Origin of the sequence: Novosphingobium aquiterrae (assembly GCF_042434435.1) — a bacterium.
GTDB classification, from domain to species: domain Bacteria; phylum Pseudomonadota; class Alphaproteobacteria; order Sphingomonadales; family Sphingomonadaceae; genus Novosphingobium; species Novosphingobium aquiterrae.
In genome coordinates this window covers 410,854-426,475 of sequence record NZ_JBHLTL010000001.1, presented here as the reverse complement: position 1 = coordinate 426,475, position 15,622 = coordinate 410,854, and the positions used below count along the sequence as shown (strand labels likewise).

Here is a 15,622-nt window from a genome sequence, read left to right as displayed (position 1 = left end):
GACTTGTCTACATCGCGGCCCCGGAGGTCGTGGATACTCGATGCAGAAGGCGACGGAGCGGGCGATGGGCCGGGCCTTGGTGATCGAGGCGAACGGCCTCGTCGCGCTGGACACGCGTGAAATGCTGCTCGAGCTTGGCTTTGCCGAGGTCGCGGCCTTGGCGCGGGTCGACACCGCACTCGACACGATTGCAGTTCGCGCGCCGGACTGGAGCCTGATCGACGCGCGACTGGGCGCAGACGACCTGGCCCCGGTCATGGCAGCACTCGATGCCGTGGGCGCGACAGTCGTGCTGGTCAGCAGCCGCCCCGACGGATCGGACATCGATCCGCGCTGGACCGACCGCGCCTTTCTGACGCGGCCCTATGGTCCAGGCGATCTCGCTGCGGTGCTGAACTCCGCCGGTTAAGGCGGATCAGGCCGCCAAGGTCAGCGCCTCATACCGGTCGAGGTGGGCGTCGGCGCTGCCGAACTGGTTCTCGATCATCGTTGCGCGCTTGAAATAATGCCCGATCGCCAGTTCCATGGTGATGCCGATCCCGCCATGGGTCTGGATCGCGGCCTGTCCGACGAACTTGATCGAGCGCGCCACCTTGGCCTTGGCCAAGCTGACCGCAGCCTTGCGTTCGGCCGCGGGAAGATCCAGCTTGAGTGTGCCCATCAGCGTCATCGAGGCGATCTGCTCGGCCTCGACCAGCATGTCGGCCATGCGGTGCTGCAATGCCTGGAACTTGCCGATCGGCTGGCCGAACTGCTTGCGCTGCTTGGTATATTCGACCGTTCCGTCGAGCAGCTTGCGGGCGATCCCGGTGCCTTCGGCGCAGATCCCCATGGTCGCCTGGTCGGCGATCTGCTCGATCAGGTCGATCCCGCCGGGCAGCAGCGCCTCGGCCGGGACGGCGACGTTCTCGAAATAGACTTCGGATGCGCGGAAGCCATCAACCGTGGGATAGTCACGGCGGGTTATTCCGGCGGCCTTGGCGTCGATCAGGAACAGGTCAACCCCGGCGCGCTCGCGCTGCGATCCGCCAGTGCGCGCGGTGACCAGCAGGTGGCTCGCCCACGGCGCAGCATAGACCACCGCCTTGTGGCCATTCAGGACATAGCCGGCTCCGTCTTTCTTAGCCGTGGTCGCAACATTGGCCAGGTCATAGCGCCCGGTCGGTTCGGCATAGGCCCAGGCGATCACGCAGTCGCCAGCGATGATCTGCGGGATGACCTCTGCCGCCAGGGCGCCGCCAACCGCGGTCAGCGCGCCGCCGCCGATGACGACGGTCTGCAGCCACGGTTCGACCGCGATGACCTTGCCCAGCTCTTCCATCATGATCAGGTTTTCCAGGTGACCGCCACCCATCCCGCCGTATTCCTCGGCAAAGGGAGCGCTGGTTAGGCCCAGCTCGCTCGATAGCGCGCGCCAGATCCCCGGATCGCGCCCATCGGGGCTGGCGATCATCTTCTTGCGGGTTTCGAAGTCATAGGTGTCGGCCAGGAACCGCGCGAGGGTGTCGCGCAGCATGTCCTGCGTTTCGGTGTAGCTCAGGTCCATCGATTGTCCTCTTCCATCCCTTGTCCATCATCCCCGCGAAAGCAGAGATCCATCTCGCGGTTGCGCCGAATTTACAGGCGTTGGAGATGGGCCCCCGCTTTCGCGGGGGTGACGGTGAATTACTGAATCAAAGCCCCAGCACCATTTTGGCGATGATGTTGCGCTGGATCTCGTTCGACCCGCCATAGATCGTGGTCTTGCGCATGTTGTAATAGCTGGGCGCGGTGCGGTGGGCCCAGTCGGGGCCGATCGGATGCTCGTTGTCGCCTTCGCCGAAACCGCGGAAATAGGGCGCGCCGTAATGCCCCGCCGCTTCGAGCGCCAGTTCGGTCAGGCGCTGCTGGATTTCCGAACCCTTGATCTTGAGCACCGAGCTTTCCGGCCCCGGTCCCTTGCCCGCGGCTTCGCCGGCCAGGGTGCGCAGCTCTGTGAATTCCAGCGCGGTCAGGTCCATTTCCAGCTCGGCCACCTTGCGGCGGTAGAACGGGTTGGCCAGCAGTGGCTTGTCGCCGTCGATTTCGGTCGCGGCGATTTCCTTGACCTTTTCGATGCCGCGCTTGGACGAGGCGACCCCGGCGATCCCGACACGCTCATGCGCGAGCAGGAACTTGGCGCAGGTCCAGCCCTTGTTCTCTTCATAGACGCGGTTGGAAACCGGCACCTTGACGTTGTCGAGGAACACCTCGTTGACTTCGTGCTCGCCGCCCAGGGTGATGATCGGGCGCACTTCGATCCCCGGGCTCTTCATGTCGATCAGCAGGAACGAGATGCCTTCCTGCATCTTGGCGTCGGGATCGGTGCGGACCAGGAAGAAGCCCCAGTCGGCGTGCTGGGCCATGGTGGTCCAGGTCTTCTGGCCGTTGACCACGTAGTGATCGCCGTCGCGTTCGGCCTTGGTCCGCAGCGAGGCGAGGTCAGAGCCCGAACCCGGTTCGGAATAGCCCTGGCACCACCAGTCCTCGCCCGACAGGATGCGGGGCAGGTAGTGGGCCTTCTGTTCGGGCGTGCCGAAGGTGTAGATCACCGGGCCGACCATGGTCAGGCCGAACGGCATCAGGCGGATGCAGTCGGCGCGGGCGGTTTCTTCCGAGAAGATGAAGCGCTGGGTCACGGTCCATCCGGTGCCGCCATATTCGACCGGCCAGGCCGGGGCGACCCAGCCCTTCTTGGCGAGGACGCGGTGCCACGAAAGAAAGTCTTCCTTGGTCAGTTCGTCCCCTTCATCCTGCTTGCCGCGTAGCTGGGCTGGATAGTTTTCGGCGATGAAAGTGCGCACTTCGTCGCGGAAGGCGATTTCTTCGGGGCTGAATTCGAGGTCCATGGGCTCTCTCCGCTAAACTCTTGGCGGACAGAGTGGCGCAGGAACAGGCTTGCTGCAAGCAATCCGTTGCGCGGCACGCTGCACTTTCGGACAGGATTCGCAGGCAGTGCAGGGTGCCGTAACGTCAGCCTCGAGCCCGAAACTAATCGATCGGTTAAGCAGTGCGCTGCTCTGCTGAGAGCCGCTTGCGACAAATCGGGCGAATCGGCCCGCAGCCATGGGCATTGGCACGCTCAGACCGGCTTGATAGTCTGACCTTTCAACTGGCCGTGAAAGGACCATGCGATGCGTGCAATTATCTTCCTGCCTTTGCTGGGCCTTGGGCTGACGCTTGGCGCCTGCGGCAAGTCGTCCGACACCCCCAAGACGGCAGAGGAGGTGAAGGCCGAAGTCGCCAAGCTCGATCGGCCCGAACCCGGCAAATACCGCACAACGATGAAGATCATTGATGTCACGATCCCCGGCATGCCGGCCGACCGGGCGGCACAGATGAAAAACATGTTCGGGACAACCGGCAAGTCGACCGAGTTCTGCCTGACCAAGGCCGACGCCGACAAGGGGTTCGAAGAACTGAACAAGCGCGCCGCCCAGGGCGATTGCAGCTATGACAATTTCAACGCCAGCGGTGGCAGGATCGATGCCAAGATGACCTGCAAGACAGGGCGCGGGATGACCATGACCTATGAGATGCATGGTACGTTCAGCTCGACCGGTTCAAAAATGTCCATGAAGTCCGACGCCTCGATGCCGGGCATGCCGATGAAGGGCATGCACATCGAGGCCGAGGTCAACAACGAGCGGATCGGGGACTGTTCCTGAGGATACGAGCGATGAACCTGGCAATGAACGGACCCCTGGCGCGGCGCCTGCGACTGGCGACGATGCCCGCACCGCCGGGCGTCAAGGGCCCGTCGTTGCGGCTGTGGCTGGGCGAGGGGCTGCGCGTGGTGCCGCCGCTGGCCTTGCGCCAGCAAAGCGTGCCCCAAGCCGCGCAGACCCGCACGGTCATGCTGCTGCCGGGTTTTGGCGCGCACCCCCGCGCCATGCGCCATCTGCGCCGCGCGCTGGGCGATGCCGGCCATGCCGTGAGCGATTGGGGCGAGGGCTTCAACCTTGGGCCCGATAGCGAGAACCTGGCCCGACTTAGTGCACGGATCGCCGACCTGCATGCCGAGACCGGGCAAAAGGTGATCCTGGTCGGGTGGAGCCTAGGCGGGCTGTTCGCGCGCGAGCTGGCACACCGCATGCCCGATGCAGTCGGCGGGGTGATCACCATGGGCACGCCTTTTTCGGGCGACCGCCACGCCAACAACGCCTGGCGCGCCTATCATCTGGTTACCGGTCACGACGTTGCCGACCCGCCGGTCAAGGCTGATTTCGCCGCCAAGCCGCCGGTTCCGACAGTGGCACTGTGGAGCAGCCGCGACGGCATCGTCGCGCCGCGCTCGGCCAGGGGCAAGCCAGAGGAGCGCGACCGCGCAATCGGGCTGCGCTGCACCCATATCGGCTTCTCGGCCGATCCGCGCTCGATCGGCGTGGTCCTCGAACTGCTCGACGGCGGTCAGGACTAGGCCTAGCGACACGTCCCGTCGTGTTCGCAGGTGCAGCAAGCGCTTGACTCCGCGCCGTCATCGGGCAGTCATGTGTTCCGGAATGAACGACGGACGCGCGCCACCCCCCTGCTATGACGAGATGTACGGTTCCGACGGCACCGTGCGGCCAGGCTATGCCGGTTACAATGAATGGTACGCGCAGCAGGATCCCGCCACTTTGCGGCGCAAGGGCCAGGAGGCTGAGCAGTTCTTTCGCAAGACCGGGATCACCTTCAACGTCTATGGCGACAATGCCGGGGAAGAACGGCTGATCCCCTTCGACATGGTCCCGCGGATCATCACCGCGCAGGAGTGGCGCAAGCTGTCACGCGGGATCGAGCAGCGGGTGCGCGCGCTCAACGCTTTTCTCCACGATATCTACCACCGCCAGGAAATCGTGCGTTCAGGTCGGCTGCCCGAACGGCTGATCGCGCGCAACGCCGCCTTCCTGCCGCAGATGGTCGGGCTGGTCCCGCCGGGCGGAGTCTATACCCACATCGTCGGGATCGATCTGGTCCGCACCGGCCCGGACGAGTTCATGGTGCTGGAAGACAATGCCCGCACGCCCTCCGGCGTCTCCTATATGCTGGAGAACCGCGAGACGATGATGGCGATGTTCCCGGAACTGTTCAGCCGCCTGCAGGTCTGCCCGGTGCAGGACTATCCGCGCCGCCTGGCCAAGAGCCTCGCCGCCTGCGCCCCGGCCTGCGCGGGATCGCGGCCGGTGGTCGCGGTGTTGACCCCGGGAATCTACAATTCGGCCTATTTCGAACACGCCTTCCTTGCCGACCAGATGGGCGCCGAACTGGTCGAGGGCAGCGACTTGCGCGTGGTCGACGGGCGGGTGGGCATGCGCACCACCCAGGGCTTCCAGCCGATCGACGTGCTCTATCGGCGGGTCGACGACGATTTCCTCGATCCATTGACCTTCAACCCCACTTCGGTGCTGGGCGTACCGGGAATCATGGACATCTACCGCGCCGGAGGCATCACCATTGCCAACGCGCCGGGCACCGGGATTGCCGACGACAAGGCGATCTATTCGTTCATGCCCGAGATCGTCGAATTCTATACCGGCGAGAAGCCGCTGCTGCAGAACGTGCCGACCTGGCGCTGCAGCGAGGCCGATAGCCTCGCTTATGTGCTCGACAACCTGGCCGATCTGGTGGTCAAGGAAGTCCACGGTTCGGGCGGCTATGGCATGCTGATCGGCCCGACCAGCTCGAAGAAGGAAATTGCCGCCTTCGCTGCCAAGCTGCGGGCCAAGCCGGACAACTACATCGCCCAGCCGACCCTGGCGCTGTCGACGGTGCCGATCCTGACCAAGGCGGGCCTCGCTCCGCGCCACGTTGACCTGCGGCCCTTCGTGCTGGTTTCGCCGCAGGGGATCGAGATCACGCCGGGCGGCCTGACCCGCGTCGCGCTGAAACAGGGATCGCTGGTGGTCAATTCCTCGCAAGGCGGGGGGACCAAGGATTCCTGGGTGCTGCAAGACTGATGGGCCACGGTTCCTCATGCTAGGGCGGACTGCCAACGGGGTGTTCTGGATGGCCCGCAACCTTGAGCGGGCGGAGAATACGGCGCGCCTGCTCGACGCCGGGCACCGCATGGCGCTGACCCGCGATGCCGCGACCAGCCAGGAGGAATGGCGCTCGGTGGTTGAGACGGTCGGCCAGACCGCATCGTATCAGCGCAGTCACGGCACCTACACCGGCATCCAGGTGTGGAACTTCCTGCTGCGCGAAAAGGGCAATCCGCAATCGGTGCTGGCGATGGTCGAGAATGCCCGCACCAACGCCCGCTCGGTCCGCACCGCGCTGACCCGTGAGGTGTGGGAAGCGATCAACGAAAGCTGGATGAATCTGCGCGAGGTGCTGGCCAAGCCGGTCCGCGAAGTGTCGCTGGGCGAAGTTCTGGCCACGATCCGGCGGCAATCGACCCTGGTGCGCGGCGCGGTCGAAGGGTCGATGCTGCGCAACGAGAACTACAACTTCTTCCGCATCGGCACCCACATCGAACGCGCCGACAACACCGCGCGGATTCTCGACGTCAAATACTATGTCCTGCTGCCCTCGCTGGCCTGGGTCGGGTCGAGCCTGGACAACGTGCAGTGGGAATCGGTGTTGCGCTCGGTCTCGGGTGAACGGGCCTACCGCTGGCTCAACGCCGGGGCGATGGACCCGCGCGGGATTGCGCAGTTCATGATCCTCGACCAGCGGTTCCCGCGCAGCCTGGCCTTCTGCATCGACAAGGTCCGTTCCAACCTGCGCGGCCTGGCGCATCAGTACGGCTGTGAATCGAGTGCGCACGAGCAGGTCCGCGATCTGGGCGCGCGATTGCACCAGCTGACCATCGACGGGATTTTCGATGAAGGCCTGCACGAATTCCTGACCCACTTCGTGTCGTGCAACCGCCAGGTCGCCCAGGCGATCGAGCGCGATTACAGGTTCTACGCCTGATGCGGCTGCGGATCGAACATCTTACCCGCTACAGCTTTTCGCAGCCGGTGCGGCACGGCCTGCAGCGCCTGCGGCTGATCCCCAAGCACACCCAGGGTCAGCGTGTGCTCGACTGGCAGATGGAGCTGAGCGGCGCGCGGCGCGAGGTGGAATACGACGATCATCACCACAATCGGACAACGCTGGTTTCAGTCGAGCCCGGCGCGACCGAAGTGGAAATCCGCTGCATCGGCACGGTCGCCACTGCCGACAACCACGGGGTGATCGGGCAGATTTCCGGGCATATGCCGCAATGGGCCTTTCTGACCCAGACCCCGCTGACCCGTCCCGGACAGAACGTGCGGGCGATCGTGAGCGAGCTTGACGTGCCGCGCGGCGATACGCTGGCCATGCTGCACCGCCTGTCGTCGCTTGTGCTGTCCCATGTCGCCTATGCCACCGGCGAAACCGGAGTGCACACCTCGGGCGAGGAAGCCGCAGCGCTGGGCAAGGGGGTGTGCCAGGACCATGCCCATATCTTCATCGGCGCAGCGCGGTCGCTGGGCGTGCCGACGCGCTATGTCTCGGGCTACCTGATGCTGACCGACCGGATCGAGCAGCAGGCAGGACACGCCTGGGTCGAGGCCCATGTCGACCACCTCGGCTGGGTCGGGTTCGATGTCTCCAACGGGATCAGCCCGGACGAACGCTATGTCCGCGTGGCAACGGGCCGCGATTACCGCGAGGCGGCGCCTGTGACCGGAATGTCCTACGGAGCTGGGGAAACCTCGCTCGAAGTCCGCCTGGCAGTTGAACAACAGCGCGCCGAACAGTAGGCCCGAAGCGAATCTGGGGGATTCGCCTGTGACGTATTGTGTCGGAATGCTGCTTGACCAGGGGCTCGTCTTGATGAGCGACACCCGGACCAATTCTGGCGTCGACAACATCTCGGTGTTCCGCAAGATGCATTCGTGGACCGTCCCGGACGAGCGCATCATCACGGTGATGACCGCGGGCAACCTCGCCACGACGCAGAATGTCATCGGCCTGCTCGAAGAGCGCAACAAGGCCCCGGAAGAGCGGCTCAATTCGCTGCTTACCGCGCCGACCATGTTCGAAGTCGCATCAATGGTGGGCAAGCTGCTGCGCGAGACGATCGCCCGCAGCAATGCCACAAATGGTCAGCAGGCGGCCAGCACCTTCACCGCATCGATCATCGTCGCCGGACAGATCAAGGGCATGCAGCCACGGCTGTTCCTGGTCTATCCCGAAGGCAATTTCATCGAGGCCAGCGCGGATACGCCTTTCTTCCAGATCGGCGAAACGAAGTACGGCCGCCCGATCATCCTGCGCGGCTATGATCCGGCGATGAGCTTCGAAGATGCGGTCAAGCTGCTGATGGTCAGCTTCGATTCGACGATCAAGGCCAACCTCTCGGTCGGGCCGCCGCTCGATCTGATGGTGATCGAGAAGGATCGCTTCGAACCGCTGCACCAGCGCCGGGTCGATGCGCAGGATCCGTATTTTCTGGCGGTATCGGCGGGTTGGAGCGAGGCGCTCAAGAACGCGTTCCACGCCCTGCCTGACTACAGCCTCTACAGCAAATAGCCCGGTCTGCCGCGACTGCGGCGACCTGCACCTAAAGCCATCTCGTGCAGGTCGGCAGGGCGGCGCATTGATATGGTCGGCCGCACTCCGATTGCTGCGGCGGCGCGCTGTTCAATACCCCCTCCGCGGCGCGCGACTGGTTGATCGAGGCCCGGCCCGCCTTTCGGGTCGTCTGCAGGTCGCAGCTGTTGCGTCGGGCCGGCCTCGATCGATCGAGCATTAGCGGCAGTAAGCGCTGCCGCTCAGTTCCAGATGCAAATGATCGCGGTGCGCGGCGTTGTAAGCCGGACCCAGCACCGTGCCAAAGCGCTTGCAGGCGCTGGTGTGGATCGCGGTGAAGAACTGGCGAACGCGCGGTGACTGGTCGTTCCAGTTGCCCGAGACGGTGATCCGCCGCCCGTCGGCCAAAACAAAGCCCGACACGTCGATCGCGCTGGCCGTGGCATGGGCGCTGCGCCGGGCCGATCCCGCGACATTGCGGCAATTGTAGCTGCCCATCGTCTCGATCCGCACCAGCGGGCTGCCCAGTACCTGCTGCGCCGCCCGGTCGACCCCGAAGCGAGCCCAGCCGGCAAAGGTTTCGGCCAGCGGGCAAGTGACCGGGCCGAGATTGGACAAGGCCAGATTCGCTTCGTCGCTGCGCAGGCTGGCGAGGCGCACGGTGCCCAGGGTCGAACAGCCGGCGCCGTAATACTGATCGGGCAGGGGGGTGAAATTGGCCCGGGATGCGCCCAGCGTCGCCAGACACCGCCCCACTTCGGGGCGCGGTGTATAAATGGTGGTCGATCGTTTGATCGGCGCGCGCACAGCCTCATTGCCCTGCGGAATCATCGAATTGCAGGCTGCAAGCAGGGCCACAAGGGGAAGCAAGGCATAGGGCTTGGTCACGTCCGCCAGGCTAAGGCCGATATGGTTAACGGAAAGTAACCGGCGCGGCGAATGGAGCGACTGCGCGCCAGCATTCGCTTGACATGCGACCAGCCGCCACTAGGTGCGGCTCCGGGCCACGCGGTCCCAACGCCGCGCGTGCTCTCTGCAAGGAGAGAATACATGACTGATACCAAGCCGGCGCTGCCGGCGCGCCCGTATTTTTCCTCGGGCCCCTGCGCCAAGCCTCCGGGCTATGCCCCCGCCAAACTCGCCACCGAATCGCTTGGCCGCTCGCACCGCGCCAAGATCGGCAAGACGCGCCTGCAGTACTGCATCGATCTGATGCGCGAAGTGCTGCAACTTCCTGAGAGCCACCGCATCGGCATTGTCCCCGGATCGGACACCGGCGCGTTCGAAATGGCGATGTGGACCATGCTCGGCGCGCGCGGCGTGACCACGCTGGCCTGGGAAAGCTTCGGCGAAGGCTGGGTAACCGACGCCGCCAAGCAATTGAAGCTCGACCCTACGGTGATCCGCGCCGACTACGGCCAGCTGCCCGATCTCAGCCAGGTCAACTTCGCCGACGACGTGCTGTTCACCTGGAACGGCACCACCAGCGGCGTGCGCGTACCGAACGCGGACTGGATCCCGGCCGACCGCGAGGGGCTGACCTTCGCCGACGCGACCAGCGCGGTGTTTGCCTATGACATCGACTGGTCGAAAATCGACGTTGCCACATTCTCCTGGCAAAAGGTGCTGGGCGGCGAGGGCGGCCATGGCGTGCTGATCCTCGGCCCGCGCGCGGTCGAACGGCTGGAAACGTATGCCCCGGCCTGGCCGCTGCCCAAGGTGTTCCGCCTGGTCTCCAAGGGCCAGCTTGCCGAAGGCGTGTTCAAGGGCGAGACAATCAACACCCCCTCGATGCTCGCGGTCGAAGACGCCATCTTCGCGCTCGAATGGGCCAGGGGCCTTGGCGGCCTCAAGGGCCTGCAGGCGCGCAGCGATGCCAATGCCGCAGCGCTGCAGAAGATCGTCGCGGAGCGCGACTGGCTCGGAAACCTTGCCGGGGATGAGGCCAGCCGCTCGAAGACCTCGGTCTGCCTGACGGTCGAAGGCGCGGACGAAGCCTTTATCAAGGCCTTCGCCGGCGCGCTCGAGAAGGAAGGCGCGGCCTTTGACATCGCAGGGTACCGCGATGCTCCGCCGGGCCTCAGGATCTGGTGCGGCGCGACCGTCGATTCCGCCGATATCGAAGCTCTCGGACCGTGGTTCGACTGGGCCTGGGCAACGCTCAAAAACTGACCGTCTTCCCCGCGAATGCGGGGACCCATCACGTGACATCTCAAATCGCGAATGCGGGAACTGGGTTTCCGCTTTCGCGGGAATGACGAGGATAGAATGACCAAGCCCCGTGTACTCATTTCCGACAAGATGGACCCCAATGCCGAGCGCCTGCTGCGCGAAGGCGGCTGCGACGTCGATGTCATCACCGGTGAAACCCCTGAACAGCTGATCGCCCGGATCGGCGATTACGACGGCCTGGCCATCCGTTCCTCGACCAAGGTGACGAAGGAGATCATCGACGCCGCGAAGAACCTCAAGGTCATCGGCCGCGCCGGGATCGGCGTGGACAATGTCGATATCCCCTATGCTTCGGCCAAGGGCGTGGTGGTGATGAACACCCCGTTCGGCAACTCGATCACCACCGCCGAACATGCCATCGCGATGATGTTCGCGCTGGCCCGCCAGATCCCCGAAGCCAATGCCCAGACCCAGCAGGGCCTGTGGCCCAAGAACGGCTTCATGGGGATCGAGGTGACCGGCAAAACCCTGGGCCTGATCGGCGCGGGCAATATCGGCTCGATCGTCGCCAGCCGCGCGCTGGGTCTGCGGATGAAGGTCGTTGCCTTCGATCCGTTCCTCAGCCCCGAACGCGCGGTCGAACTGGGGATCGAAAAGGTCGAATTGGATGACCTGCTCGCCCGCGCCGACTTCATCACGCTGCACACCCCGCTGACCGATCAGACACGCAACATCCTGTCCCGCGAAAACCTGGCCAAGACCAAGAAGGGCGTGCGCATCGTCAATTGCGCGCGCGGCGGGCTGATCGACGAAGCGGCGCTCAAGGATGCACTGGATTCGGGCCAGGTCGCGGGCGCCGCGCTCGACGTGTTCCAGACCGAACCGGCCAAGGAATCGCCGCTCTTCGGCACCCCCGGCTTTATCTGTACCCCACACCTGGGTGCCTCGACCAACGAAGCCCAGGTCAACGTGGCGCTACAGGTGGCCGAACAGATCGCCGACTTCCTGGTCAACGGCGGCGTTACCAATGCGCTCAACATGCCAAGCCTCAGCGCCGAGGAAGCGCCCAAGCTCAAGCCTTACATGGCGCTGGCGCAGCGGCTGGGCAGCCTGGTCGGCCAGCTGACCACCGGCAGCCTGGCGCGGATCTCGATCCACACCGAAGGCGCCGCAGCCGAACTCAATGCCAAGCCGATCGTGGCGGCAGTGCTGGCGGGCTTCCTGCGTACCCAGTCGGACACGGTCAACATGGTCAACGCGCCGTTCCTGGCCAAGGAGCGCGGCCTTGAAGTGCGCGAGGTCAAGACCGAGAAGGCCGGCGATTACCACACCCTGATCCGCGTCTCGGTCAAGACCGACAGCGGCGAACGTTCGGTTGCAGGCACGCTGTTTTCCAACAGCGAGCCGCGCCTGGTCGAACTGTTCGGGATCAAGGTCGAGGCCGAGCTCGACGGGCCGATGATGTACATCGTCAACGAGGACGCCCCGGGCTTCATCGGCCGGATCGGCACCCTGCTGGGCGAAAACGCCATCAACATCGGCACGTTCAACCTCGGCCGCCGCGAAGCCGGCGGGGAAGCCGTGCTGCTGCTTTCGGTCGACGAGCCCGTGCCGGCCGCGGTGGTCGAAAAGGCCCGCGCGCTCCCCGGGGTCAAGCGGGTGATGGCGCTGGGGTTCTGACCGGCGCGCTGTGAAGTCGGCGCATCATGGTCCCCCTTCCGCTTGCGGGAGGGGCTAGGGGAGGGCCTGTTGCTTTGCTGGGCAACCATGCCTAACAGACCCTCCCCCGACCCCTCCCGTGTGCGGGAGGGGAGATTGGTGGAAGCCACTTTCAGGGCTTGAGCTATGGAAACCGATCGCGATCTATTGCCCGAGGGGCTTGAAGACCGGCTGCCGCCCGCCGCGGCGGCAGCGGCGCGGGTCACGCGTGCGGTGATCGACGTGCTCGACGCCCACGGCTATGACCGGGTCCAGCCGCCGAGCATCGAATTCGAGAAGTCGCTGGCCAGCCGGATGGCCGGGGTTCAGCCGCGGCGGATGTTCCGCTTCGTCGATCCCGCCAGCCTGCGCACCCTGGCGCTGCGCAGCGACATGACGCCGCAGCTTGGCCGGATCGCCTCGACCAGCCTGGCCGCCGCGCCGCGGCCGCTGCGGATGTGCTATGCCGGGCAGGTTGTGACGATCAAGGGCGACGGGCTCGACCCGACGCGTGAGCGGCTGCAGCTGGGTGCAGAGCTGATCGGGCTGGAGAGCGTTGCTGCGGTTGGCGAAGTGGTCGCGGTGGCGATCGAGGCGCTGCGCAGTGCCGGGGCGACCGGGCTGTCGGTCGATTTCACCCTGCCCGACTTGGTCGATACTCTGGCGGTCAAGGCACTGCCGCTGCCCAGCGACCGTATCGAGGCGGTCCGGCGCGAGCTTGACGCCAAGGATGCCGGCGGCCTGGTCGCGGCCGGGGGTGAGGCCTACTTGCCGCTGCTGACCGCGATCGGACCTTTCGAAGACGCCATCGAGCGGCTGGCCGAGATCGATGCCGGCGGTGCCCTGGCCGAACGCATTGCCGCGCTGCGCACCATCGCGGCGCGGGTCGGCGATGCAGCGCGGGTCACGCTCGATCCGTCGGAGCGTCATGGCTTTGAATACCAGACCTGGTTCGGCTTCTCGATCTACGCCGACGGCCTTGGCGGCGTGCTGGGCCGCGGCGGCAGTTACACGATCAAGTCGAATGCGCCGGGCGGCCCGGACGAGCCAGCGGTAGGCTTTTCGCTCTATCCCGACGCACTGATCGATGCATTGGCCGGAACAGAACCGGTGCGCGACACCCTGTTCCTGCCGCTGGACCACGATCCGGTCCACGCCGCGCGGTTGCGCGCGATCGGCTGGCGTACGGTGGCGGCGCTGTGCGACAGCTGCGATGCGCGCGCGCTGGGCTGCACGCACCGGCTTGAGAACGGCGAAGCGATCAGGCTTTAGGCTGCCTTGGCGGTTTGTCCGCCGCGATCCTTGAGGATGCGGCGCGCCAGTTCTTCCTGGCCAGGCGCAAGCCGGGTGTCGACCGAAACGAACACGCGCCCGCGGCGGATCTGGCGTTCATAATAATTCGCCTCGCGCCCGTCGACGTCGTGGTCGGTCAGCATCTTGGCCATAGCCCCGCCGGTGGCGCCGAAGATCCCGCTGAGCGAGGCGACCGAGGTCAGGCTCGACGCAATCGCCCCGGCCGCAGCAACCGCGCCAAGGCCGGGGACAATGACCATCATCCCGATGCCCAGCAAGGCCCCGGCAATGCCGCCGCCCGCCACTGCGGCGGCGACGCTCATCTTGCTGTGGCCCTTCCAGCTTTCATCGCCATTTACCGAAAAATCGCCGGCGCGGTGGAGCAGCGAAATCGATTCTTCGGGAATGCCCGCTGCGGTCAGTTCGCCGACCGCGTGTTGCGCACTGTCCAGACTGTCGAAGATCGTGGCGATGATGAAGTCGCGGCGCAACGCCAGCTGGGTGCGCGCACCGGCAAAGGCGTTGGCAAAGGCATCGCGATCTTTCGCGGTGGCAAAGATCACCCGCAGCCCGGACGATTGGTGCAGCCGCGCGACCGAAGGCGAGGGGCTGTCCTCGGTCATGGTGCGCAGCAGCAGGTCGATCGAGGTGCGGCGCATCTTCTGGTCGGTGCCGCGATTGATCCATTCGGTCAGCAGCGGGCGGGGATGATCGGGGTCAAGGTAATTCAACGCGGAAATCTCTTCCGCCTTGATGACATAGGCTGCCTCGGTTTGTGCTACGTGCCCCATGGCCGTTGTCTAACCGAAAACAACTGCGCGTTCCTAGGCAATTCGCGCCACTGTCTTTGGATCGGACAGCAATGCACGCCCGGCTTAAGGCTTGTCCTTAACGCCCGAACACCGATTTCAGCCAGGCATCGACCACCGGCGTCGCGGCATAGGCGGGATTGCCAAGCTGGCGGTTGATCTCGCCGTGGCCGGACAGGCCGGTCCCAGGAAAGTCCCGCCGCTCGGTGGTCGTCCCGCCCCGACGCAGCGCGGCTTCCAGTTCCTTCGACTGCGCGATCCCGTCGGGGCGCTGGACGTGGATGATCAGAAAGCGCGGGGCATTGGGCGCGGCGGCCTGCAGTGTCGGCGACAGTGCGCGCTGTCGTTCCGGATCGCTGCCGAAGGCCTGGGCATAGGTCTGCTGCATCATTTTCGGCCCCTCGGTCATTTGCCGCGGTACGTCATAGGCCGCGCCGTCGATCGGCAGGACGCCGGACAGATCGCGGAACGACAGCCCCGCACCCTTGAGATAGCGCTCGTCTGTCCCGACCAGCGCGACCAGGTGGGCCCCGGCGCTGTGGCCCATCAGCACCACCTTGCTGCTGTCGATGCCCAGTGTCCGCGCCCGCTCGCGCAGCAGCTTGAGCGCCGCGGCAATATCGGCGCCTTGCTGTTCGACTGTCGCATCGGGCACCAGCCGATAGTTGATCGCGGCATAGGCATAGCCGGTCGCAGTGTAATGCGGGGCCTTCCAGCCGCCGTCGGCAGTGTCCTTGCTGCCACGCTTCCACCCGCCGCCGTGGACGAAGACGATCAACGGGGCGGGGCCCTTGGCGTTCTGCGCCGGATAGAAGTCCAGCCGCTGCAGGGGATCGCGGCCATAGGCCAGCGTCTGCTTGGCCGGTGCCGTCGGCACATCGCCGCGCTGCCCGCGCTTCGCGGCAAGACGTTCGGCCAGGCGTTCGCGCATGCTGTCTTGGCGCGCTTCCGCCATGGAGCCAGCGATCAGCGCCATGGCAGCGAGCGAGAGTAGTGCGGACTTTTTCATCATGTGCTCCCTTTCGCACACAGACTATTGATCGAGCCTTGCCGGTCCAGTCGCGAATTGTCGCGCGCTGTAACCACATTGTTGGACCCTGCGCCTTGCCCTTGGCCGCGCCTTCCCCTAGGGCGCGGCACGGTTT

The 15,622-nt window shown here is 65.3% G+C and carries 15 protein-coding genes; 10 read left to right on the top strand and 5 right to left on the bottom strand.

Annotated features, from left to right (window positions below; genetic code table 11):
- Positions 1-40 precede the first annotated feature (40 nt).
- A complete protein-coding gene (locus ACFFF7_RS02130) occupies positions 41-409 on the top strand; it encodes a response regulator (protein WP_379479711.1) in 369 nt (122 codons plus the stop codon).
- 6 nt (positions 410-415) lie between these two features.
- On the opposite strand, the gene ACFFF7_RS02125 is transcribed toward ACFFF7_RS02130, so the two are convergent.
- Both ACFFF7_RS02125 and ACFFF7_RS02120 read right to left on the bottom strand, forming a co-directional pair.
- On the bottom strand, positions 416-1,546 hold the full coding sequence (locus tag ACFFF7_RS02125) for an acyl-CoA dehydrogenase family protein (RefSeq protein ID WP_379479710.1): 1,131 nt from the start codon (positions 1,544-1,546) through the stop codon (positions 416-418).
- Between the two features lie 127 nt (positions 1,547-1,673).
- A complete protein-coding gene (locus tag ACFFF7_RS02120) occupies positions 1,674-2,867 on the bottom strand; it encodes an acyl-CoA dehydrogenase family protein (protein WP_379479709.1) in 1,194 nt (397 codons plus the stop codon).
- 285 nt (positions 2,868-3,152) lie between these two features.
- Between ACFFF7_RS02120 and ACFFF7_RS02115 the strand changes: the two genes are divergently transcribed.
- The 6 genes from ACFFF7_RS02115 to ACFFF7_RS02090 all read left to right on the top strand — a co-directional run bounded on the left by ACFFF7_RS02115 (position 3,153) and on the right by ACFFF7_RS02090 (position 8,505).
- Entirely contained in the window at positions 3,153-3,686 is a 534-nt protein-coding gene (locus ACFFF7_RS02115; RefSeq protein WP_379479708.1) for a DUF3617 domain-containing protein, read from the top strand.
- Positions 3,687-3,697: 11 nt separating this feature from the next.
- Positions 3,698-4,438, top strand: coding sequence for a lipase family alpha/beta hydrolase (locus tag ACFFF7_RS02110; protein ID WP_379479707.1), 741 nt, complete (start codon positions 3,698-3,700; stop codon positions 4,436-4,438).
- 82 nt (positions 4,439-4,520) lie between these two features.
- The gene (locus ACFFF7_RS02105; protein ID WP_379479706.1) at positions 4,521-5,957 is read left to right on the top strand and encodes a circularly permuted type 2 ATP-grasp protein; all 1,437 of its coding nucleotides are present in this window, start codon (positions 4,521-4,523) and stop codon (positions 5,955-5,957) included.
- Between the two features lie 16 nt (positions 5,958-5,973).
- Complete coding sequence (locus tag ACFFF7_RS02100; RefSeq protein WP_379479705.1) at positions 5,974-6,918, top strand: alpha-E domain-containing protein; 945 nt, start codon at positions 5,974-5,976, stop codon at positions 6,916-6,918.
- Complete coding sequence (locus tag ACFFF7_RS02095) at positions 6,918-7,733, top strand: transglutaminase family protein (RefSeq protein WP_379479704.1); 816 nt, start codon at positions 6,918-6,920, stop codon at positions 7,731-7,733. The genes ACFFF7_RS02100 and ACFFF7_RS02095 overlap by 1 nt, the downstream gene beginning before the upstream one ends.
- A 28-nt stretch (positions 7,734-7,761) precedes the next feature.
- Positions 7,762-8,505 (top strand): proteasome-type protease, encoded by a 744-nt coding sequence (locus tag ACFFF7_RS02090; protein ID WP_379479703.1) that lies wholly within the window; start codon positions 7,762-7,764, stop codon positions 8,503-8,505.
- Positions 8,506-8,724: 219 nt separating this feature from the next.
- On the opposite strand, the gene ACFFF7_RS02085 is transcribed toward ACFFF7_RS02090, so the two are convergent.
- Positions 8,725-9,393, bottom strand: a complete 669-nt coding sequence (locus tag ACFFF7_RS02085; protein ID WP_379479702.1) for an extensin family protein — start codon at positions 9,391-9,393, stop codon at positions 8,725-8,727.
- 162 nt (positions 9,394-9,555) lie between these two features.
- Between ACFFF7_RS02085 and ACFFF7_RS02080 the strand changes: the two genes are divergently transcribed.
- The 3 genes from ACFFF7_RS02080 (at position 9,556) to ACFFF7_RS02070 (ending at position 13,647) form a co-directional block, all read left to right on the top strand.
- The gene (locus ACFFF7_RS02080) at positions 9,556-10,677 is read left to right on the top strand and encodes a phosphoserine transaminase (protein ID WP_379479701.1); all 1,122 of its coding nucleotides are present in this window, start codon (positions 9,556-9,558) and stop codon (positions 10,675-10,677) included.
- Positions 10,678-10,773: 96 nt separating this feature from the next.
- The gene (gene serA / locus ACFFF7_RS02075; RefSeq protein ID WP_379479700.1) at positions 10,774-12,357 is read left to right on the top strand and encodes a phosphoglycerate dehydrogenase; all 1,584 of its coding nucleotides are present in this window, start codon (positions 10,774-10,776) and stop codon (positions 12,355-12,357) included.
- Between the two features lie 165 nt (positions 12,358-12,522).
- Positions 12,523-13,647, top strand: coding sequence for an ATP phosphoribosyltransferase regulatory subunit (locus tag ACFFF7_RS02070; RefSeq protein ID WP_379479699.1), 1,125 nt, complete (start codon positions 12,523-12,525; stop codon positions 13,645-13,647).
- Here the strand turns inward: ACFFF7_RS02070 and ACFFF7_RS02065 are convergent.
- Together ACFFF7_RS02065 and ACFFF7_RS02060 are read right to left on the bottom strand one after the other, a co-directional pair.
- Positions 13,644-14,459, bottom strand: a complete 816-nt coding sequence (locus tag ACFFF7_RS02065) for a hypothetical protein (RefSeq protein ID WP_379479698.1) — start codon at positions 14,457-14,459, stop codon at positions 13,644-13,646. The two genes, ACFFF7_RS02070 and ACFFF7_RS02065, sit on opposite strands and share 4 nt — an antisense overlap.
- Positions 14,460-14,556: 97 nt before the next feature.
- Complete coding sequence (locus ACFFF7_RS02060; RefSeq protein ID WP_379479697.1) at positions 14,557-15,486, bottom strand: alpha/beta hydrolase; 930 nt, start codon at positions 15,484-15,486, stop codon at positions 14,557-14,559.
- Positions 15,487-15,622 lie beyond the last annotated feature (136 nt).